At 52.8% G+C, this 21,119-nt stretch carries 21 protein-coding genes and 1 tRNA gene; 8 read left to right on the forward strand and 14 right to left on the reverse strand.

The annotated features are described in order from the left end of the window. The first annotated feature begins 12 nt into the window (after positions 1-12). From AC128V_RS00145 to AC128V_RS00165, 5 genes are all read left to right on the forward strand, one after another. Complete coding sequence (locus AC128V_RS00145; protein ID WP_482762656.1) at positions 13-897, forward strand: DMT family transporter; 885 nt, start codon at positions 13-15, stop codon at positions 895-897. 45 nt (positions 898-942) lie between these two features. After that, a complete protein-coding gene (locus tag AC128V_RS00150; RefSeq protein WP_482762657.1) occupies positions 943-1,737 on the forward strand; it encodes an ABC transporter ATP-binding protein in 795 nt (264 codons plus the stop codon). Positions 1,738-1,891: 154 nt separating this feature from the next. Then, a complete protein-coding gene (locus tag AC128V_RS00155) occupies positions 1,892-3,169 on the forward strand; it encodes a saccharopine dehydrogenase family protein (protein WP_482762658.1) in 1,278 nt (425 codons plus the stop codon). Between the two features lie 63 nt (positions 3,170-3,232). Then, positions 3,233-3,305 (forward strand) — tRNA-Lys (locus AC128V_RS00160). 266 nt (positions 3,306-3,571) lie between these two features. After that, the gene (locus AC128V_RS00165) at positions 3,572-4,675 is read left to right on the forward strand and encodes a glycerate kinase (RefSeq protein ID WP_482762659.1); all 1,104 of its coding nucleotides are present in this window, start codon (positions 3,572-3,574) and stop codon (positions 4,673-4,675) included. 76 nt (positions 4,676-4,751) lie between these two features. Here AC128V_RS00165 and AC128V_RS00170 read toward each other — a convergent pair whose 3' ends face one another. Both AC128V_RS00170 and AC128V_RS00175 read right to left on the reverse strand, forming a co-directional pair. Then, positions 4,752-5,807 carry a Gfo/Idh/MocA family protein gene (locus AC128V_RS00170; RefSeq protein ID WP_482762660.1) on the reverse strand — a complete coding sequence of 352 codons (1,056 nt, stop codon included), beginning with the start codon at positions 5,805-5,807 and terminating at the stop codon, positions 4,752-4,754. Positions 5,808-5,848: 41 nt separating this feature from the next. Continuing rightward, positions 5,849-6,217 (reverse strand): FKBP-type peptidyl-prolyl cis-trans isomerase, encoded by a 369-nt coding sequence (locus AC128V_RS00175; RefSeq protein ID WP_482762661.1) that lies wholly within the window; start codon positions 6,215-6,217, stop codon positions 5,849-5,851. Between the two features lie 80 nt (positions 6,218-6,297). Here AC128V_RS00175 and AC128V_RS00180 point away from each other — a divergent pair, with 80 nt between their 5' ends. After that, positions 6,298-6,687, forward strand: coding sequence for a hypothetical protein (locus AC128V_RS00180; protein WP_482762662.1), 390 nt, complete (start codon positions 6,298-6,300; stop codon positions 6,685-6,687). On the opposite strand, the gene AC128V_RS00185 is transcribed toward AC128V_RS00180, so the two are convergent. Next, positions 6,656-7,276 (reverse strand): DUF998 domain-containing protein, encoded by a 621-nt coding sequence (locus AC128V_RS00185; RefSeq protein ID WP_482762663.1) that lies wholly within the window; start codon positions 7,274-7,276, stop codon positions 6,656-6,658. The two genes, AC128V_RS00180 and AC128V_RS00185, sit on opposite strands and share 32 nt — an antisense overlap. Positions 7,277-7,367: 91 nt before the next feature. Between AC128V_RS00185 and AC128V_RS00190 the strand changes: the two genes are divergently transcribed. Further along, positions 7,368-8,015 carry an SDR family NAD(P)-dependent oxidoreductase gene (locus tag AC128V_RS00190; RefSeq protein WP_482762664.1) on the forward strand — a complete coding sequence of 216 codons (648 nt, stop codon included), beginning with the start codon at positions 7,368-7,370 and terminating at the stop codon, positions 8,013-8,015. On the opposite strand, the gene AC128V_RS00195 is transcribed toward AC128V_RS00190, so the two are convergent. The 3 genes from AC128V_RS00195 to AC128V_RS00205 are packed head-to-tail and all read right to left on the reverse strand — an operon-like array spanning position 8,012 to position 10,882. Further along, a complete protein-coding gene (locus AC128V_RS00195) occupies positions 8,012-9,439 on the reverse strand; it encodes a histidine kinase N-terminal domain-containing protein (RefSeq protein ID WP_482762665.1) in 1,428 nt (475 codons plus the stop codon). The genes AC128V_RS00190 and AC128V_RS00195 overlap by 4 nt on opposite strands. Further along, positions 9,426-10,301: a CpaE/TadZ family protein gene (locus AC128V_RS00200; RefSeq protein WP_482762666.1), complete on the reverse strand. Its 876-nt coding sequence runs from the start codon at positions 10,299-10,301 to the stop codon at positions 9,426-9,428. Before AC128V_RS00200 ends, AC128V_RS00195 begins: the two co-directional genes overlap by 14 nt. Next, positions 10,298-10,882, reverse strand: a complete 585-nt coding sequence (locus AC128V_RS00205; protein WP_482762667.1) for an SAF domain-containing protein — start codon at positions 10,880-10,882, stop codon at positions 10,298-10,300. Before AC128V_RS00205 ends, AC128V_RS00200 begins: the two co-directional genes overlap by 4 nt. A gap of 312 nt (positions 10,883-11,194) precedes the next feature. Here AC128V_RS00205 and AC128V_RS00210 point away from each other — a divergent pair, with 312 nt between their 5' ends. Further along, entirely contained in the window at positions 11,195-11,554 is a 360-nt protein-coding gene (locus AC128V_RS00210) for an Rv3235 family protein (protein ID WP_482762668.1), read from the forward strand. Here AC128V_RS00210 and secA read toward each other — a convergent pair. The 8 genes from secA to AC128V_RS00250 all read right to left on the reverse strand — a co-directional run bounded on the left by secA (position 11,551) and on the right by AC128V_RS00250 (position 21,093). After that, positions 11,551-14,205 (reverse strand): preprotein translocase subunit SecA, encoded by a 2,655-nt coding sequence (secA, locus tag AC128V_RS00215; protein ID WP_482762669.1) that lies wholly within the window; start codon positions 14,203-14,205, stop codon positions 11,551-11,553. The genes AC128V_RS00210 and secA overlap by 4 nt on opposite strands. Positions 14,206-14,254: 49 nt before the next feature. After that, positions 14,255-14,875, reverse strand: coding sequence for a ribosome hibernation-promoting factor, HPF/YfiA family (hpf, locus tag AC128V_RS00220; RefSeq protein ID WP_482762670.1), 621 nt, complete (start codon positions 14,873-14,875; stop codon positions 14,255-14,257). Positions 14,876-14,940: 65 nt separating this feature from the next. Then, positions 14,941-15,558 carry a ComF family protein gene (locus tag AC128V_RS00225; protein ID WP_482762671.1) on the reverse strand — a complete coding sequence of 206 codons (618 nt, stop codon included), beginning with the start codon at positions 15,556-15,558 and terminating at the stop codon, positions 14,941-14,943. Positions 15,559-15,636: 78 nt separating this feature from the next. After that, positions 15,637-17,295, reverse strand: a complete 1,659-nt coding sequence (locus AC128V_RS00230; protein ID WP_482762672.1) for an LpqB family beta-propeller domain-containing protein — start codon at positions 17,293-17,295, stop codon at positions 15,637-15,639. Beyond that, entirely contained in the window at positions 17,295-18,836 is a 1,542-nt protein-coding gene (mtrB, locus tag AC128V_RS00235) for an MtrAB system histidine kinase MtrB (RefSeq protein WP_482762673.1), read from the reverse strand. The genes AC128V_RS00230 and mtrB overlap by 1 nt, the downstream gene beginning before the upstream one ends. Further along, positions 18,833-19,513, reverse strand: a complete 681-nt coding sequence (gene mtrA / locus AC128V_RS00240) for an MtrAB system response regulator MtrA (RefSeq protein WP_482762674.1) — start codon at positions 19,511-19,513, stop codon at positions 18,833-18,835. Before mtrA ends, mtrB begins: the two co-directional genes overlap by 4 nt. Positions 19,514-19,527: 14 nt before the next feature. Then, entirely contained in the window at positions 19,528-19,674 is a 147-nt protein-coding gene (locus AC128V_RS00245) for an adenosylhomocysteinase (RefSeq protein WP_482762687.1), read from the reverse strand. A gap of 18 nt (positions 19,675-19,692) precedes the next feature. Beyond that, positions 19,693-21,093, reverse strand: coding sequence for a phosphomannomutase/phosphoglucomutase (locus tag AC128V_RS00250; protein ID WP_482762675.1), 1,401 nt, complete (start codon positions 21,091-21,093; stop codon positions 19,693-19,695). Positions 21,094-21,119 lie beyond the last annotated feature (26 nt).

Here is a 21,119-nt window from a genome sequence, read left to right on the forward strand (position 1 = left end):
GACTTTGGCAACATGACCCGAATTCGCCTTGCAGTTATTGCCCTACTCGGGGTGTGCTTCACCTGGGGCGTGTCTTTTGTGCTGATGAAGGATGCGATCGAGCAGCAGCCTTACATGGACTTTTTGGCTGTGCGTTTTACCTTGGCAGCGGTGGCGATGTTTGTGTTTCGCCCGAAAATCTCCAGCCGTTTTGAAAAGGGTGACATCAAATTCGGTCTAGCGCTCGGTGTAATTTTAGCATTTGGTTACATAACCCAGACTATTGGTTTGGAACTAACCACAGCTGCCACCAGCGGCTTTCTCACCGGCCTCTATGTAATCTTCACGCCGGTACTGGCCTGGCTGATTTACCGCAGGAAAGTTTCTAAGAAGCTGGCGCTCGGTGCGCTTTTATCGGCGATTGGCCTGGCGGTTTTCTCCGGAGCGGCAACATCACTTGATTTCCAAATCGGCCAGCTCTGGTTGGTGGCCTGCGCAATTTTGTATGGTCTCCACATTCTATTTTTGGGCAAGTATGGCCACGGCCGCAATGCCTATCGTTTTGCGATGGTGCAGATCGCGGCGGTTGCCCTTACCTGCTGGGGCTTCGCCCTAACCGATGGTTACCAACCGCCGCCAACCTCCGATGTCTGGGTGGCAATCATCTTCACGGCGGTGCTTTCGACCGCAGCTGCATTCTGGATCCAGACCTGGGCGCAGACTTTGATGGATGCATCTCGTGCTGCGCTGATTATGACCAGCGAGGTTGTCTTCACCGCTCTAATTGCGATCGCTGCGGGTCAAGAGCCAGTGACAATAGCGGTGACATTGGGTGGGGCCTTGATGCTTGGTGCCATGCTCATAGTTGAGTGGCCTTCCAAAAAGGAAAAGTTCGAACTAGAGCCACATATCCATTAGCTTTTGCTTTCAACTTCTAACTGGTCCTAAAAGTAAGCTTTAGCCATGTTTGATCCCAAGAATAAGCTGGCCGCTCAGGCGCTTAGTGCCGGCTACGCTGCGGATCAGGTGATAGAGAATCTTGATCTCAGTTTGCCAAGTGGAACCATCACCGCAGTCATTGGTGCAAATGGTGCTGGCAAGAGTTCGCTTCTTAAAGCGCTGGCTCGCAAGATAAAGACGTCCCAGGGAGCGGTGCTGCTCGATGGGGTATCCATCAATGCTCTCAGCCGCCAGGAACTTGACCTAAAGATAGGTCTATTGGGTGCCATGCCGGCGGCTCGTTCGAACGAAACAGTTTTTGAGCTGGTAGCCAGAAGCGCAATGAACTCGCAGCAGATTTCGAGAGTCTCTCCGCGGCTGAACCAAGAGATCCAGGTTATTTTGGAGCGCACCGGTTTGACTCAGCTTTCCAAAAAGAAACTCGGTGAGCTTTCTAGCGGTTCTCGCCAGGTGGCATTGATTGCAGCTGCACTGGTAAAAAATCCTGAGGTGCTGCTACTCGATGAGCCAACTAACTCGCTGGATTACTCACACCAGCTACAGGTGATCAACTTGCTGTCCTCCCTCAAGCGTGAGCGCGGTATGACAATCGTTGCTGTGGTTCACGACCTGAACCTTGCTGCTCGTTTTGCCGACAAGGTGGTCATTCTCAAAGACGGCAAGATTGTCGACCAGGGAACCGCAAAAGAAGTGATTACCCCCAATAACCTCGCTGCTGCCTTCCACATTCTCGCGAGAGTAATTGAAGACCCGGTTGGAAAGACTCCTCTGGTAGTTCCAATTCGCCAGCTCGACTAAGCCATAAAACGATTTGGTAGTGGCATACTGATTGGGTAGTTCACTTCGGTGAAGGCGCGGTTACAACGTGACGCCATTTCGGCTTTGCGCCTACTGGTGAATGAGGGCAAGGACTGGGCCTAATACAAATCGGTCAACGTCTGGTTGTGAATCAATGCGCATCTTGCTCGTTGGAGCAGGCGGTGTTGGCGATGCCATCGTCAAAATTGCTGCTAATCGTAATTTCTTTGAAAAAATCGTGGTCACCGACTACGACCTAAGCCGTGCTGAGAAATCTGTGGCTTGGGTTGCAGCCAACCGCGATGCGTCCGTCGCGGCAAAGTTTGTCGCCGACAAGGTGGATGCGTCTAACCCTGCAAATGTCGCAGAGCTAGCTCGCAAGCACCAAATCACTCACGTCATGAATGCCGTTGAGCCAAAGTTCGTGCAGAGCATCTTCGAAGGTGCACTGGATGCTGGGGCGAACTACATGGACATGGCGATGAGCCTCAGTCACACTCACCCAACTGATCCATTCAATACCCCGGCCGAGAAGCTGGGCGACTGGCAGTATGACCGCACCAAGCAGTATTCAGATAAGGGCCTTTTGGCACTTATCGGAACCGGTGCCGAGCCTGGAATCTCAAACATCTTCGCTCGCTATGCGCAGGACCACCTGTTCCAAGAGGTCGATGAGATCAAGATCATGGACGGTGGCAATCTCGTTGTGAAAAACGATGCGGGAGAAGAAATCTTCGCCCCATCTTTCTCAATCTGGACCGTTATCGAGGAGTGCCTAAACCCACCGCTTTTATGGGAGAAGGACAAAGGCTGGTTCACCACCCCACCATTTAGCGAACCAGAAGTATTCGAGTTCCCTGGTGGCATTGGTGCAGTTGAGTGTGTGAACGTTGAGCACGAAGAAGTGAACATGCTTCCTCGCACCCTAAAAGCCAAGCGCGTTGCATTCAAGTACGGTCTAGGCACCGAGTTCATCAACGTGCTGCAGACCCTGCATGTACTTGGCCTGGACTCGGTAAACCCTGTCTCAGTGCGAACCAAAGACGGCCGTGCAAGCGTTGCCCCAAGAGATGTCGTTGCTGCCGTATTACCAGATCCTGGATCACTTGCAGATCGCATGATCGGAAAGACCTGTGCTGGAACTTTGGTTACCGGAACTGGACCAGATGGTAAGCCGCGCGCCACCTACCTCTACCACGTCTGTGACACCGAGTGGACGAACGCAAACTACGGCTCTCAAGCCGTGGTTTGGCAGACCGCTTTGGTTCCAGTTATCTCACTGGAGCTTTTGGCCACTGGGGTTTGGTCGGGGACCGGAGTCAAGGGCCCAGAGGAGTTTGACGCTAAGCCATTCTTGGACCTACTGGCGGGCGAGTACGGCCAGCCTTGGGGTCTAGATGACCGCGACCCAGCTAACCCTGGCAAGCTCTAAAAAGCAGTTCTGACAGCCGCCGACCAACTCTTGGTCGGCGGCTGTTACACTTCTTTCTCGTTAGGGCCTCTAGCTCAGTCGGTAGAGCAACGGACTTTTAATCCGTGGGTCGTCGGTTCGAGCCCGACGGGGCCTACAAGAACCCCTTCCTCGCCGAAGGGGTTCTTTTCTTTTTCAGGCAGTCGCCCAAAGATAGTCAGGCTCATAGACTAGAAAAACAACCAATTTTTTTGAAATGGGATTAAACGCCATTCTTGATGCGATTGAAGCTCTTGGAAAAGCGGCAGACAAAAAAACAAAGTGAATTATTCGCCGAAATCTAGGGAAAGAAATGCGGTTTCAGACATTCGAATTGGAACGTTGTTCCACGAATTATGCGTTTCCAAATGGTTCTAGGCCGTAATGGCGCGAATCGCCGTCGTCTTGGACTCTTTCAAAGGCACCTGTTCTGCAGTTGACGCCGTTGCCGCGTTTTCACAAGGATGGCAGTCGGCACGTCCGATGGACAACCTCCTGACAGTCCCGTTCGCCGACGGCGGCGAAGGAACGCTCGACTGTTACCGCGCTGTCATGCCGCATTCAACACTTGAGGTCGTGCTCAGCAACGGAGCAGAACCGCCCATTGAATGGTTGAATCTTGGCGATGGTAGAGCCGTTGTCGAGTTGGCCCGAATCTGCGGACTCGGCTACACCGGCACGGAATCACCCGAAACCGCATCAACACGACGCGTCGGGATCGCCATCAAAGCAGCGGTTCGTGCTGGATGCAGGCACATCATCGTTGCTCTGGGTGGAAGCGGATCCACAGACGGGGGTGCCGGAATTTTGGTCGAACTCGGAGTGCGATTGCTCGATGAAAACGGGATCGACGTCGCTGACGGCAACCTTGGCCTGGGGGACGTGGCAACGGTAGATCAATCGGTCGCGAAACTTCCACCGTCGACGACGATAACAATCCTTACCGATGTGACCAATCCTCTGCATGGTCCGCACGGGGCCGCGCGAATTTTCGGGCCGCAAAAAGGCGCAACAGCACAACAGGTTTCACTAATGGACGAGCGTCTCGTCTCATTTGGGCGCTGTTTTCCAGAGCTCGACCCCGAGACTCCGGGTGCGGGTGCTGCCGGAGGTGCTGCGTTCGGTCTGCTCGCGTTGGGCGGAACGATTCGCCCGGGAGCGCAGACAGTCGCGGACATGCTTGGAGTCGGCGCTCTCATTGCCTCAGCCGATCTCGTGATTCTGGGTGAGGGGCGTTTTGATTCCCAATCGCTGGCTGGCAAAGCGGTCGGAGTGCTCCTGGGAATGGCTAATGCTGCCAACATCCCGGCATGGTTGGTGGCAGGAGCGGTCGAGGACGCACAGACGCACTTTCCTCAGATTCGTGTGCTGGAGACACTCGCCCCAACTCTCGATAGCGCGATGGGTGAAGCGGAACGATGGCTGGCTCTAGCCGGACAGGAATTAGCGCTCATCTTCGACCAAAACAACCATTCCTCAACCGACTAATAGTCGTCGGTTCGAGCCCGACGGGGCCTACAAACAAAATGCACCTCCGTAAGGGGGTGCATTTTTAGTTTTACCCTCAGGGGTAAGTAACACCAACCTGGCGGCGAATCTCTTCGCCGATACGAATTCCTTCAACGACCTCAGCGTGAGTGTGAAGCGGTGATTCCAGCAACCCCTCGTGGATGAATTTAGCCATGTAGTTTGCCTGGTGGCTCAAGCCCTCATGTCCAACCACACCTGATTCATCGCTCCAGCGCGGTCCGTGCGAATTGAAAAGCGCGGGTCGCAGCTCTAGTGACGTCGGGACGAAGAATGGTCCATCCAAGACCAGGACACCTTCATCGCCAGATATCGATGCCGTGGTTGGGACGTGTGAGTGCCCAGAGGTTGTGAGCACCGCACGGGCTCCGGAATCGTATTCCAGGATGGCTGCTGCCATGGCTTCAACGTTTTCGTTGTGCATCTTGCCGCCCGCAATAATGCGTGAGGGTGAGCCGAGGACCATCTGCGAGAACGAAATTGGGTAGATACCCATGTCCATGACAATCGACGAGTCTTTTAGCCACAACCTTGCGATCTCACGATTGTCTTGGCCGAAGTCCGCCTGCAACAGCGTAATTTCACCTAGGGTGCCTTTCGCAAGCATCTGGCGAATGATTGAGGCTTGCGGGAGGTATCTACTCCACATTGCCTCCATGGCGAGAACGCCAGCGGCCTTTGCCTCCGAATACAGCGCCTCAGTGTCCTTGGCAGTCAGCGTCGAAGGCTTTTCAATCAGAACGTGCTTGCCCGCGCGAATTGCGAGACGTGCATCGGCCAGGTGGGTGTGTGGCAAGGTCGCGATGTAGACGATGTTCACTTCAGGATCATTGGCTAAATCTAGGTAGTTGTCATAGTGGCGCTCAATGCCAAAGCGCTCCGCGAATGCTTTTGCTTTACCTGGCGTCTTAGAGCCAACAGCAACCACTCGCTGATTTGTGTGTTTGGCAAGTGTCCCAGCCATCACCTCGGCGATGTCTCCTGCACCGATAAAGCCCCAGCGATAGCTCGGTACGCTTTTCGCATCGATGATTTCGGGCTTTGGAATATCCGCCGCGGTGAAATCACGCGGTGCTTCAGAGAACATGGCCATGGGTCAATAATGCCCTAAGGAATGGCCGAACCTAACTTGAGTTAGTTCACGCCCAGAAGATCAATAACAAACACCAAGGTGCGACCCGATAGTGAGTGGCCACCGCCTGCAAGTCCGTAGGCCATTTCCGGTGGGCAGATCAGCATTCTGCGACCGCCGACCTTCATGCCAGGAATACCTTCCTGCCAACCCTTGATAAGTCTTTGCAGTGGGAAATTGATTGATTCGCCGCGACCCCATGAAGAGTCAAACTCTTCACCAGACTCGTAGTCAACACCGAGGTAGTGAACCTCAACGGTTGCACCCGCTGGGGCTTCCGCACCATCGCCTACGACGATGTCTTTCATAGTCAGCTCATTTGGGGCTGGCTCCAACATTGGTTCGACTTCTGGTCGTTCTAAATTTGTCATAACGAAAAGTATGCCCTCCGAAAGCGCTCTAAAAGCGAATTATTTGGAAGAATCACCAACTTTTTTAGGTTCGGAAAGACGTGACTGAAACTCGTGCAACTCTTATCGGCATCTATAAAGCCGACGGTGGCGTTATTGGCGAGCTCTCTTACTTCTTTGGGCATCTAATTGGAGTCCGAAGCTGCAGCCTGTGTGATATTTCTCACTCGCCGGTAAAGAAGACGTCCGCGTTCAAGCAGCTAGAGCAAGAGCTACTCAAAGAACACGGTATTGCCATCAAGATGATTCACTTAAATGAGCGAAACGATCGGGAGCTTAAGGCTTCAGCGGGGCGCGAACCATGCGTGCTTTTGGAATATCCAGATCAGTCGATTTCGATGTTCTTGGATGCCGTAGACCTCAAAGCACTCTCTGGAAGCGTCTCTTCGCTACGAAAGCTTATTTTCTCGAGGCTGGATTTGTATCTTTAGCCTTTTGCTGGTGCAGATACTGTGCCCAGATTGCAAATGACAGCCAGAGCACCTGCATTACTGCGATCACTCGCTCGGAAAGGCCAACAATCGGCTGACCAGGCTCTAGCCAAGTGAGCAGGAACCAAAGCGTTGTCAGGCCCATCGCGATAGACGCGCTTATCGCACCAACTGGCCTGAGTGCCCAGTGGTATCGCTTATCAAAGCGCATCGCCAAGATTGGCCAAGCCGAGAAAAGAATGAACGCGATGGTGGCATAGAAGCGGTGCTCCTCCGAGTAAGAAATCTGCGAAGGGGTAGCGTAAAAGGTGTATCCCAAACCTGCGATACCGGCTAGGCCAAGTGCAATGCGTCCCGGCAGCGCAAAGGCTTTAGCGCTCCACGCTCCAATCAGGGTTAGCAGTGATCCAAATAGGAAAAAACTGGACTGAATCCATTTCACCGGCGAATCATCGGCAGCTAGGTCGCTGATGGTTTTAGCGATTGGGTCATACCCTGGCCAGAGTGCGCCGGAAATACCCCAGCCCAAGATGTTTTGAATTGGCCCCAGGGTTGCGGCAATGACTGCCCAAATTCCGATTAGCTGCATGACTAAAAGATACCGCTTGTACATAGCAAATTAGCTTTCAAGAACTTGGCCACCTGGAAATAACCAACGCTTCCCAAGTGTTGGACCATTTATGAATTTTTCGGGAAAAAATGTTTTGATCGTTGGTGCATCTGGCGGTCTTGGAAAAGAGTTTGCCTCAGTTCTAATTGCTGGCGGGGCAAATGTTTACGGTACCGCGACCAGTAACGAATCGGCGGCGAATATTCCCGACCAGGCAGTTCAGAAACTTCTCCTGAATCTTGAAAGTGCTGAGTCAATTGCCACTCTGGCTAGCTACTTGAACTCCGCGGTGAAGCTCGATGGAGTCATCGTGTCTGCCGGCTTGGTTGCATTCGGTTTGTCAATTGAGACTCCCTCTGAAATCGATGCACGCTTGTTGCAGGTGAATTACCGAGGTCCGAGAGATCTACTGGTTGCTCTGCAGCCTAACCTGGCAGCAGCAGAGTCTGCCTTTGTGGTCAACGTCACCGGAGTCGTTGCTCAAATGCCACTTCCATCGATGTCCAGCTACTCGGCATCGAAGATGGCAATGCATGGCTTTCTAACGGCAGTGGCTAGGGAATGGCGACGAAGCGGCATCAAGGTGGTTAGCGACCTTTTGGGCCACACCGAAACCGGTCTTGCCACCCGCGCAATCTCCGGGCTAGCACCACAGTTTCCGCAAGGTTTATCACCTCAGGATGCTGTCTCTCAAATACTTGCGAGCCTAGATAGCTAAATCGGCAACTCGATAGTTACCTTGGTGCCGCCACGAATTGGCGATGTCCAAAGGATTTTTCCGCGAAGCTCTGACTCAACCAGCGTGCGAATGATCTGAGTGCCGAGACCCGACCCAACCTTGCCTTCGGCTAAGCCGGAACCATCGTCTGTAACGGTAATTAGCATGGTCTTTTTGTCTCGGGTCGCCTCCACCTGAACTGTTCCGCTTCGGTCTGAGAGACCGTGCTCCACGGCGTTAGCCACAACCTCGGTTAGCACGAGAGCGAGCGGTGTTGAACGCTCTGCGGTTAGCTCTCCAAAACTGCCTAAAAACTCTGTCTTTACGGTGGTGTGATAACCGGCGATTTCAGGAACCAGCAAAAGGATGCGCTTGAAAATCTGGTCGAAGGAGATTTCTTGATCGATTCCCTCAGAGAGCACGTCGTGAACCACTGCGATAGCGGCAACGCGACGCATAGCCTGGGCAAGTGACTCTTTCACTTCTGCAGAATCACTCTGGCGCGACTGGATTCTAAGCAGTGACGCCACGGTCTGAAGGTTGTTCTTCACTCGGTGGTGAATTTCGCGAATGGTCATATCTTTTGTCAGAAGTTCTCGTTCTCGAACGCGCAACTCGGTCACATCGCGACATAGCACCATGCCGCCTAGACGTTTGGCATCCTCGAAAAGCGGAATGGAGCGAACGGCGATGGTTACGTCTTCAAACTCAAGGTCGGTTCGCCAGGCTCCCTTAGCGGTGAGGATCAGGGGAAGACCTTCATCGAGAAGATCTTGCCTCAGGTTGAGATTCGTGATGCTTTCGGCAAACATTCGACCCTCGAGATCCCCGTCGACTCCAGCTCGATTGAACATAGAGAGAGCATTCGGGCTGGCAAACAAAACTCTTCCACTTTGATCCAGTCGGACCAAACCATCATTAGCGCGAGGAGCCCCGCGCCGTGAGTCGCTTCCGGCTTCCGGAATAGGGAAAGAACCCTGGCTTACCATCTGAAGCAGGTTGTTACCCAAAGCCACGAAATTTAGCTGCAGCTTATTTGGCACACGAGACTCACCCAAGTTGGTGTGGCGAGTGATAATCGCTATTGGCTTTGAGTCAGGATTCTTATCGGGGGCAAAAACAGGGTAAGCATCAATCTTCGTTTTGACGCCTTCGAAGTTTGAGGGTTCTTCAGAAATCACCGGCTCGCCAGTGTTCCACGCAGCCTGGATGACCTTATCCCAGTCGAATCTCGCAGGCGTGCCCGTGATGTCTCGATAGAAGAGCGTGGCCGCCGCCGCGGGCCGGGCGTGTGCGGTTGCTTGCAGTTTGCCAGCCTTTGGAGCCCACAAAACCAAATCACCGAAGGCTAAATCTGCTATCAACTGCCAATCGGCAAGAAGAGAGCGCAGCCACTGCTGGGCGTTTGATTCAAGTTTGACCACTTTGAGAGTTTATCTGCGGGTGGTGCTGGTCTGCTATCTCGCCGGCCAGCGAACGAATTGCCAGGGTCAATTTTGAATTAGGGGATTCGAGCATGAGGGGCCTCGCTTTAGCAATGGATGTCTCGCAGCTTCCCGCATCCATCGGAAACTCAGCCCTCAGAGGCTTTTTTGTGAGTAGTTCTATGGTTTCTCTCAACTTCTTGACCCCCGAATTCCCCAGTGCTTTAGTGCTAACTCGGTTCGCAATAGGCCAATACTCAAAATCTGCCTGTTGGCAATCAAAAAGGAAACGATTCACTCCGACTGCATCAGCAACAAAAGGTGCAAGCACCAAGTCCGATCGCCCAATAGCCCAAGTCACTGTTTCTCCACGGGATTTGTCGGCCCAAGGCTGGAGGTTGAGGGGATTGAACTCGTCATTCAAATCGAAAACTACAAAATCGTAGTGTTGAACGATTAGGTCACCAAGGTTGTCCAGAAGTTCAGGAGTCACTTCACCCCATCTTCTCGGACTCGATAACCCCGGAAGCACATCAAGATGAGATCCTGCAAATTTGAGTTCAGCGCAAAGTCTTTGAAGTTCCTCTATTGATAACCTGTCGGACTTGGCCAATCTCAGGGCGGCCGTTATGCCTGGCCCCGCCTCCGTCAGTCCAAGCCAGGCTGAAATCGAAGGGCGCTTCATGTCAAGGTCTACCAGCAGGACTCGTTTGTCGAATTGAGCCAATTCAAATGCGAGATTTATAGCCAGTAGAGTTTTGCCACTGCCAGCGCTGCCCCAAACTGCTATTGAGCGGGCAGCAGCGAGATCATTTGAGTACTCACGCAAAGTTGTTTTTGCTTTCGGAGCTGACGCGATCACAGCGTAACCAGCACAAAAATGTCTTGTTCTGCCGACATCGTTTGCAGAATAATCGCAGACTGCTCCTCGGAAACAGAGACTTCGATTTGCGACTCGGAACTTGATACAAGTGATTCCCCTTGTCCCAAGGAAACAACTTGTGATCTATCAACCAAACGCTCGCTCAGAAAACCTTCAGAACTCTCGATGGTTCGCCAGATTTGAACCCAAGAACCAGGCTCAATGCTTGGACTGACTTCCAATGAGGGCGTAAGGACAATTGTCGTCATACCCGGAGATTGAGTCAGACTGAGCTGCCTCCGCGGCAGTAACTCACCCCTCGAAATAAAGTCTGTGGCGACGTAACCTTCATTGAAATCACTAAAGGTCAAATAGGCAGAGCCGGTCTCACCTAGGTTTATCGGGCGAGCCGATAGTTGGGTTATGGAGATCTTTTGACCTGGCTGTAAGTCTGAGCTGGCGACTAGATACTCAGGTATCGGTTTATTCAAAGCAAGAGCTGCCGCAACGATGAGGCCCGCTGCTGCCACGATAGATAACAGTGACCAGCTGGATATACGTTTGTGCATGACTTTCTTCATGTTTTCTCCCTCGTAAGAGATTGACGCACCGGCTCGTATCTCGCTCTCACTTATCCACAGACATCCATCCGGGGAGCAGATGAAGAATTTGTTCGTTTCTATCACCACATATATTCGGTTACCCGTAGATAATTAAACAATTCGGAGGGATCTAGGTCTACAAGACCAAAATCTCAACAAGTCATTGGAGTTGGCTTTTGCGCAACATGCAGAACCCTAAAGTTATCCACAGGTTGCGAAGAGCACCTATCGAAGCGACACGCAATGCCCCCAAACTTCTTGAAGGACACCCGGATTCAAGGAGGAACCAAAGTGGCAGATGACACCATGTCGTCGGATTTTGATCCAGCAAAACTCTTTGCCGAAATTTCCAAGGCTTACATTGAAATTCTTGCCGGCGTGAGAAGACCAGAGCAGCTTGCGCGGTGGTTGTCCGACAAGGCCTACTACGACATTTCTCAACGTGCAAAACGGGAGGCTATGCAGCGTCAAATCACAGGCGCTAAAGCACGGCCAGACATTTCATTGAGAAAGAGTAAAACTTTCCTAACTGACGAAGCCGGCATCCACGGCGTAGTCATACTCCGAGTATCAGGTCACACCAAAGCCGTGGCTATTCGCGCTGAGAGAATCCATGAGCGCTTTCGAATCACCGAAGTACTGATCATTTAGTTCTTGAAGAACGAACTTCCCGCGCCACCCTGGTTCGGTTTCTGCACTGGCTTCACGGCTGGGTTTTGCTCCTTGTGAGAGTCGGCTTCGCCGTTCTCATCTGGAGCGCTGAAGGTTAGCTGCTGTGGCTGCTGAACCTCGACCTGAGGCTCTGCCTGCTTCAGTTCAATGTTGAACAAGAACTGGACAGCCTCTTCTCGAATGCCCGCCATCATGTCGATGAACATTCCGTAGCCCTCACGCTGGTACTCAACTAGAGGGTCACGCTGTGCCATGGCACGTAGACCGATTCCCTCTTTGAGGTAATCCATCTCGTATAGGTGGTCACGCCACTTGCGGTCAATAACTGACAGCATTACGCGACGCTCTAGCTCACGCATGACCTCTTCGCCAACCTCTTCGGTGCGCTTCGCGTATGCCAGGCGAGCGTCAGAAAGAATTTCTTCGATCAACCAGGCACGAGTTAGCTTCGCTCGAGAACCGGCAGCCTCTAGAACTTCGGAAATCTCAATGTTGATGGGATAGATCTGCTTGAGCTGAACCCACAACTGCTCTAGATCCCAATCCTGGCTGCCACCTTCAGGAAGGTTGACGGCAACGACATCCTTGACGGTTTCCTCTAGGAAGGAGTGGAAGGTGTTGGAGATGTCTTCACCCTTGAGAATCTGGCGACGGTCGGCATAGATTGCCTCGCGCTGGCGGTTCATAACATCGTCATACTTGAGGATGTTCTTACGAATCTCAGCGTTACGGCCCTCGACCTGACCCTGAGCCGAAGCAATTGCACGCGAAACCATCTTTGACTCGATAGCTGAGTCATCTGGCACGGATGAGCGGTTCATCAGCGCAGCTGCAGCTCCGGAGTTGAACAATCTCATTAGATCATCGGTTAGCGAGAGGTAGAACCTGGATTCACCTGGGTCACCCTGGCGACCAGATCGACCACGAAGCTGGTTGTCAATGCGGCGGGACTCGTGGCGCTCGGTTCCAAGAACATACAAACCACCAACCGCGAGCACTCGCTCAGCTTCCTTGGCTACTTCCTGCTTTACCTTGTTGAAAATCTCATCCCAAGCTTCTTCATACTGCTCGGCTTGGTCGATGGGATCAAGACCAAGCTTGTGCATTTCCTGCACGGCGAGGAATTCGGCGTTACCACCGAGCATGATGTCGGTACCACGACCTGCCATATTGGTTGCAACGGTTACCGCATCGAATCGACCCGCCTGGGCGACAATCACTGCCTCGCGAGCGTTGTTCTTGGCGTTTAGAACCTCGTGCTTAATGCCGGCCTTGGACAATAGCTTTGAAAGGTATTCGCTCTTCTCGACGCTTGTGGTACCAACCAAAATCGGCTGGCCCTTCGCGTGACGCTCGGCTATATCCTGAACCACCATGTGGAACTTGACCTCTTCGTTTTTGAAGATCAGGTCGGACTGGTCCAGACGAACCATTGGCTTATTGGTTGGGATTGGAACAACACCCAACTTGTAGGTGGACATGAACTCGGCTGCTTCGGTTTCGGCGGTACCGGTCATTCCGGACAGCTTCTCGTAGAGCCTGAAGTAGTTCTGCAAAGTGACGGTAGCTAGCGTTTGGTTCTCAGCCTTGATGGCAACGCCTTCTTTAGCCTCAATTGATTGGTGCATGCCCTCGTTGTAGCGACGTCCCTGGAGTAAGCGACCGGTGTGCTCATCAACAATCTGGACTTCACCGTTCACGATTACGTAGTCGCGATCCTTGCGGAACAGCTCCTTGGCGCGAATCGAGTTGTTCAAGAAGGAAATCAGCGGGGTGTTAGCAGTCTCATACAGGTTGGTAATGCCGAGGTAGTCCTCAACCTTGTCGATTCCTGCCTCAAGCACACCCACGGTGCGCTTTTTCTCATCTACTTCGTAGTCGACATCAGCCTCTAGGGTCTGTGCAAGCTTTGCAAAGACGCCAAACCAACGATTCACATCTGCTGCTGCCGGTCCCGAGATGATTAGCGGAGTTCTCGCCTCATCAATCAAGATCGAGTCAACCTCGTCCACGATTGCGTAGTAGTGGCCGCGCTGAACTAAGTCCTGGCTGTTGAGCGCCATGTTGTCGCGTAGGTAGTCAAAACCGAACTCGTTGTTGGTTCCGTAGGTGATATCGCAGGCATACATCTCGCGACGCTGAGCTGGGTCCTGGCCACCAAGAATGCAGCCGGTTGTCATGCCCAAGGCACGGAAAATACGCCCCATCAGCTCAGACTGGTAACCTGCCAAGAAGTCGTTCACGGTCACGACGTGGACACCGCGACCAGGGATGGCATTTAGGTACGCGGCTAAGGTCGCAACCAGAGTCTTACCCTCACCGGTTTTCATCTCGGAGATGTTTCCAAGGTGCAGCGAGGCGCCACCCATGAGCTGAACATCAAAGTGACGCATTCCAAGGGTTCGAACCGATGCTTCGCGAACCGCAGCAAAAGCTTCAGGCAGCAAGTCGTCGAGGGTTTCACCCTCTGCGAAGCGCTGTCTTAGGGCAGCGGTCTCATTGTGCAATTCTTCGTCTGTTAGCGCCTGGAAATCTGCTTCCAATGCATTAACTTCATCGGCAGTTGACTGCAGCTTTCTCAGCAGTCTGCCTTCGCCCGCGCGAAGCAATTTGTCAATAAACGACGCCAATAGATACTCCTTGGTTTTCGGCTGTAATTCTACCTTGTAGCCCGGATCACTAGATGAGGGAAATGACTCCGTAGCTCCAGCCCTTGCGACGATAAACCACCGCTGGACGCGAGGTTTCGGCGTCTAGGAAAAGATAAAAGTCATGCCCGACCAATTCCATGTGGCTAACGGCTTCCTCTTTGCTCATTAGTTGGCTCTGAAACTCCTTGGATTTTATGACAACCGGGTTATACGGAGCCTCTTCGCTCTCGGGAACATCCCTCGACTTTCCAAGCAAAATGTCGTGATCCACCGGAGTTAGGTCCAGGCTCGCAAAATCAGATGCCGCAAGTTCACTTGCACCTAGGTTTTTGTGTCCACCACCGCGGTGGACTTTGTGCTTATCCGAGTACCTTCTGAGACGCTCATTCAGCTTGCCGAAAGCAATATCAAAAGCTGCGAACTTGTCACTTGCCCGAGCCTCGGCTCTAACAATGTGTCCCGGCTCATAAACGGTAATTTCGACCTGGTCTTCAGCGCCGGCAGTTTTGCTGTGCTCGTGACGAGTGACTTTGATGTTTAGCTCTTCGGGCTTGTGCGCATAGCGGTCAATTTTTCCCGCTTTATCTTCGACGTAATCTCGGAATCGATCCGAGATGGTGAGGTTCTTGGCAGATATTTTTAGTTCCATTTTTACCTCCGTCGTAGAGCAACTTTGCCCTAAAAACAACATACGCCTAAATTTTTGTCCAGGTGTCAAAAAATGGAAAATCTCTCGGCCAATACACAGCTAGCGCCAACCTCCACACCGGCTGCGCGGCAGGCCCTTGACATCTCCCTAATTGTTGAACCGGTAGTGAGGACGTCATCAAAAAGCAGCACCGGGCCTGAGGGCTTTAGGTCTAATCTCATGCTCTCTGAAACGTTTCTTGCTCGCTCCAACCTTCCCAATCGGCGCTGATCCTCAAGCTTTCGGGTAGAGCTTAGCGAGATGACTTTGGGGGGTTGCGCCAATCCCCTTACCGCACGGCTGACCAGTGAGTTGGCTGGATCAAAACCGCGCTTTCGATAATTCAAGTGGTTACGCGCAGGGGTAACGATTGCTGAAAACCGAGATACCCCGACTTCATGCAAGACCTGGGCAACTAACTTTGCCAGCGGGGGCTCTAAAGAAACCAACTCCTGGTCCTTGTACCCGGTGATGACCTTCTCAATCGCACCTTCGTGCTTGAATCCGGCTAGGACGGGAAAATCAAAACCCGGAAGCTCTGCGACACAAGCGCTTGGCAGACATGTTGGACAAATTGGCTTTGGTTTTGCGCCACAAACAATGCAGGTGGCGGGAAAGACAATGTCTAAGAGCGAAATGTGCACGCTCAAAGGTCTCGATAAATGCCAAGTGTTAGCCCGTGGAATTCAATTCAGTGGATAAGTGGGCAATCAGGTTATTTGTTAGTCGTTAGTGGCAACCAAAAGGGAATCATTCGCCACCCGGCGCCAAGCACTGCCGGTGAGCACCCAAATCTCACCGTTCTCGGCAACCAAATAGGTAGACAATCCGGAGGTACCAGTGAATATCTCCACACCGGTAACCGGGGGGATGCTCAACTGAGAACGAGGTCCAGTGATTGGGTAGTCACTGATAGCGGTGAGTCCGGAGTTTGTCCGCTCCAATACCCGCAGCGTATCTGCGCTTTGCCAGGTGAAAGACAGCACGATTCCAATCGATGGATTCACTACTCCGCCCGGCTCTAACCTGATTGGCCATCCCGCTAGATCTCGCAGCACCGAATAAGTCTGCACTTTTTTGAATTCGGATGTTGTGTCCAAAGTCGCAACTCTTGCCCCAGCCGGGCTTGGTCTGAAGTCTCTTCGGGTTACTTGCGAATTATCGAATAGATACTTGCGCTCGCCATTTGTGGCAATAATCTCAATCGGTTCCGAGCCTACGGTTGGGACAACCCAGAGATAGCCCTTTGCATCAAAGAAGAGATTGGATACATTGCTTTGCTGCGAAACCTGCTGTGACTTTCCGGAAAATCCAGTGTTATCAACCAGCGTGACTCCCGTAGCGGTGGCGTAAGCCAGCCAATCGCCATCGTCTTTGATGTCAAAATCCGTTACAGCCTCCGCACTGAAAAAGCCTGAGGTTCCCCTGATCACATTCTCGCTAGCGCCGGTCACTCGGTAGATACCAGTGTTTCTCATGTAAAACGCTGCCCCGCCAACAGATGCCGTTTGCAAATTCGCTGGAACGATTTCTTGCGGGGAGCTATTGATAGAAACCTGGACATCGTTGACACCTGATAGCTGCATCAAAGTGGCTCGAAGCTGGGTAAGCAGGAGTCTTCGATCCAAAGCATCGGCTTCGAGTGCGGTTGAGTCAAAATCGACCTGGGCAACCCCATCCTCAACATTGACAGCGTCGATGGTGAGCTTGGTTCCCAGTGGAATGGCAGAAGTCACGCCCTGCGCTAAATGGGCGGATGGTCCAGCCAGTAGCGCATTTACTAGCTTTGTGCCGGTGGATGCGCGAGAGGGGAACCAGCGCAGGTCAGAAACCAGAGCGTTTTCTGTGTTGTTGAAGAAGAAGACCTGGAAGGCATTGAAAACCACCGAGAAAACCGGTGAGGTTACAACAGTCAGGTTTGGGGCACCAGAAATACGCCACTCGCCGGCCTGTCTCTCGAGCGTGAATCGCAGCGAAATTTGCTCCGGCTCTTGGTTCTCTAGGTATCGACCATGCTCATCAACTGATGCGCCAACCCGAACATCGACCAAAAGCGCACTCTCGCCACTTGCCGTGAAGCCCGGTGCTCCATCACGAATCAACACCTCACCAGCAGGGTTCCAGCGCTGGGCAAATTCGTCGGTGAGGAATTCACGTGCCACCGAGTAATCGTTTTGCGGCCCCGTGCCGGCTGCCAAGAATCCAGAAACAATTTCCTGCGAGGTCGCACCGACAGCAGGTCCGGTTGGAATGTAGTAGCTAAAGTCTGCCGCCTCGGGAGCTATGAGTTCGGGGCCGGACTTTATCTCCACCGTGGTTGGGAGTTGAGCGCAACCAGTCAAAAGAGCCGAGAGCAAAGTGAGTGAGATTAGCTTTTTCATCAGCCCTCCATGGTTCTAGGAGGCAGTGGAAGCGGGGAGTTCGCGATCACCGTTTTTGCATTGATCGGAAGCGTGAGTCTAAAACTTGAACCTCGGTTTGGCTTGGACCAAACCTGCAGCCATCCGCGATGCAAGATGGCATCCTCTTTCGAGATTGCAAGACCCAGTCCAGTTCCACCCACCGAGCGTTGACGAGCTGGGTCCGCTCTCCAGAAACGGTCGAAGATTCGCTCCAGCTGCTGCTTGGTCATACCAACTCCACTATCGGTAACGCAGACTGCAACCGCCTGGGCATTTGATCCAACCTCAACCACGATTGGATTACCCTCGCCGTGTTCGACGGCATTTGAAAGCAGATTGCGCAGCAATCGCTCGATGCGCTTGGCGTCGAATTCAGCCTCTACGTTGCCGCCAGGAAGTCTGACCTGGATTTCGGTTTGCTTGCTCGTGGCAAGCGGCTCAATACTCGCAATAGCTGCACCCACGACAGCATTTAGGTCATTGAGTTCAAGATCTGGCGTCACCGCACCCGCGTCGTAGCGAGAAATCTCGAGCAGGTCAGCCAATAGCACCTCGAAGCGCTGAATTTGGTTTTGCATTAGCTCTGCAGATCTCGATAGTGCAGGATCTAATTTCTCGCGATTACCGAAGATCACTTCACCGGCCAATTTGATTGTGGTCATTGGAGTTCTGAGCTCATGCGAGACATCGGATACAAAGCGGCGCTGCATTCGTGAGAGCGAGTCCAGCTGCTGAATCTGTTGCTGCAAGCTATTGGCCATTTTGTTGAAGGAGCGCGCCAACACCGCCATTACATCGGTGCCCTTCTCGGCCAGTCGCACATCTAGTTGACCTTCGGATAGCGACTCAGCAACCGAGGCAGCCTTCTCAACCGGCTTCACAATCGTTCTAGTAACAAAGTAGCTAACCAGCGAAATAACAACCAAAAGTACGATTCCGCCGGTTGCCAATGCATTCTGAACCGTTGTGAGCGCCTGCTGCTCAGGAGCTAGGTCAAAGACCAGATAAAGTTCAAAGTTTCCGGCCAGTGGCAAAGTAATTGGAGCACCAACCGTGATGCCTGGGACCACCTGCCCATTTCGAACCAGCGCCACCGAGGTGTAGGTCAAGACTCCATCTGACGCTCTTACCTCTTCGCGAAGTTCGCCTGGAATTGTTGCGAGATCCAAGTCCTGTGAAATTGGTGATTGAAACAGCTGAAGCTGGGGCTGCCCGGGGCTACGCAATAGCGCCACCTGCCTGGCACCGGAAACTCCAGCGACTTCGAGTGATGGAACCACGGAGTTGATGAGGGTTTGCAGAGCAGTTTCATCAGCCAGCGAGGCCGCCGCGACCGTTCCTTGAACCGACGAAACTGCGCGTTCGGTTTCGCTTAGAACTTGGCTTAGTCGATTTTGAAAAAAGTTATTCGCCAGCGAGTAGGAGAGAAAACCCCCCAGCGCGGCCAGCGCAATTGCACTCAGGGTTACTGTGGCAAATACGGTCCTAGCGGTTAGTGACCGTCTGAGCAGTGAGATCACGGAGTTTCGGAACCAGCCCGGTATCCATGTCCGCGGACGGTGGAAACAATCTTTGGATTCTCTGGATCTTCTTCAACCTTCGAGCGCAAACGCTGAACGTGAACATTCACTAGCCGGGTATCGGCCTTGTACTGGTAGCCCCAGACCTGCTCCAAAAGCATCTCTCGAGAGAACACCTGCTGTGGCTTGACGGCCAGGGTGTGTAGCAGCTTGAACTCCAGCGGTGTCAGCGAAATTCTCACGCCAGCGCGCTTGACCTCGTAGGAACGCGGATCCATCGTGAGTTCACCGACCGAAACAATTCCGTCGTCGTCTGCAACTGGGCGCAGTCTTGCCTTGATGCGAGCCAATAGCTCAGCACCATTGTGTGGCTTTACGACGTAGTCGTCCGCTCCCGCCTCAAGTCCGTGAACTACATCCTCGGTGTCACCCTTGGCAGTAAGCATGACAATCGGAGTTCCACTGAGGGAGCGAATTTGCTTGCAAACTTCGATGCCTGACTGTCCAGGAAGCATGATGTCCAAAAGAACCAGGTCCGGTTCTTCGCTCTTGAAGACTTCAACGGCATTTAGGCCGTCGGCCGCAAAAACCGTGTGGTAACCAGCGGCGTTGAGAACTAGCCCAACCATTTCGCGCAGTGCATCATCATCATCAACGACAAGAATTTTGTTAGACACTGCACAACCTCCAGTTAGTAACGGTAGTGATCCACCTTGTATGGACCCGCCACATTTACTCCAATGTAGCGTGCCTGACGAACGGTTAGTGGAGTTAGCTTTACACCAAGTGCTTCCAAGTGCAACACGGCAGCCCGCTGTGCAAGCTCCCTGGGAGTGATTTGAACACCAAAGTCGAGTTAGCCGTGCCTTATTGCCGCGATGGCTTGGTCACGAATCTTCTGCATAGAAGCCTCTTGGTTTGATTCGACGTTTAGTCGAAGCAGCGGTTCGGTGTTTGACGACCGGACATTAAACCAAAACCAATTTCCCTGATCTTCGAAACTAAAGGTGTGGCCGTCAAATTGCTCAACGGTGCAATCTGGGAAAGCGGCCTTCAGTCGATCAAGCGCCGCTGGCACATCAGCGACAGTTGAATTGATCTCCCCGGAAGAGAAGTAAGGGCTGAAGCTTTGCGAGAGCTCACTCATGGTTCCCGGGTAGGTGCCGAGCTCGCTGATTAGGTGGAGGGCTGCCAGCATCCCGTTATCCGCTCCCCAGAAATCACGGAAGTAATAGTGCGCTGAGTGCTCGCCGCCAAAAACCGATCCGGTTTGAGCCATTTGCTCCTTGATCAGCGAGTGTCCGACCTTGGTGCGAACCGGGGTCGCTCCAGCCTGGGCAATGCGCTCTTCGACCACTTTTGAAGTCAGCAGGTTGTGCAAAATGGTGATATCTGTTTCACCAAGCTGCTTGACTCGCTCAATCTCGCGAATCGAAACAATTGCAGCCAGTGCTGATGGACTAACCAAACCACCGGTTTCATCAACTGCAAAGCAACGATCGGCATCCCCGTCAAAAGCTAGACCCATATCAGCACCGTGCTCTACAACTGCCTTCTGCAAATCCCGAAGGTTCTCCACCTGCAACGGGTTCGCCTCGTGGTTTGGGAAGGTGCCGTCAAGTTCAAAAAAGAGCGGAATGATCTCGAGGTTCAGGGCAGGTAGCCCAGCCGCATCCCCAAGCACCAGCGGCACCGTGAACCCGCCCATGCCATTCGCCGCATCAACCACAATCTTGAGTCGGCGGGTCTTTGACAAATCAACCAGCTTGCGAAGGTATTCGACATATTCAACAGTGAGGTTGATCTCCTCACTCACACCCAGCGCGGAAACCGGAGGAATGCTGGAATCAAAGTAATTCTGAGCCCTGTCGCGAATAGCGCCGAGGCCTGAATCCAAGCCAATGCCCTTAGCGCCCGCGCGGGAAAACTTCATGCCGTTATAGCTGGCTGGATTGTGGCTTGCGGTGAACATCACCGAGGGCAGGTCTAGTTTTCCGGATGCGAAATAGGTCATATCGGTTGAGCAAAGTCCAAGCATCATTGGATTACCGCCGCGCTTTTGGGCACCGGCTGCAAACGCCGCTGCGAACTCAGGAGAACTGTCACGCATATCGTGACCGATGACTAGTTGCTTACCGGCCAAATCCAGCTCGTCAACAAAGGCTGCGCCGAAGGCAGCAATAACATCCTCGGTAAGTTGAGTACCAACCAGCCCGCGAACGTCGTAGGTCTTTACGAAATCTTTGAAGTTAATCACTGCTCGAACTCTCTCTGGCTTTAGCC

Source organism: Aquiluna sp. (genome assembly GCF_965064355.1).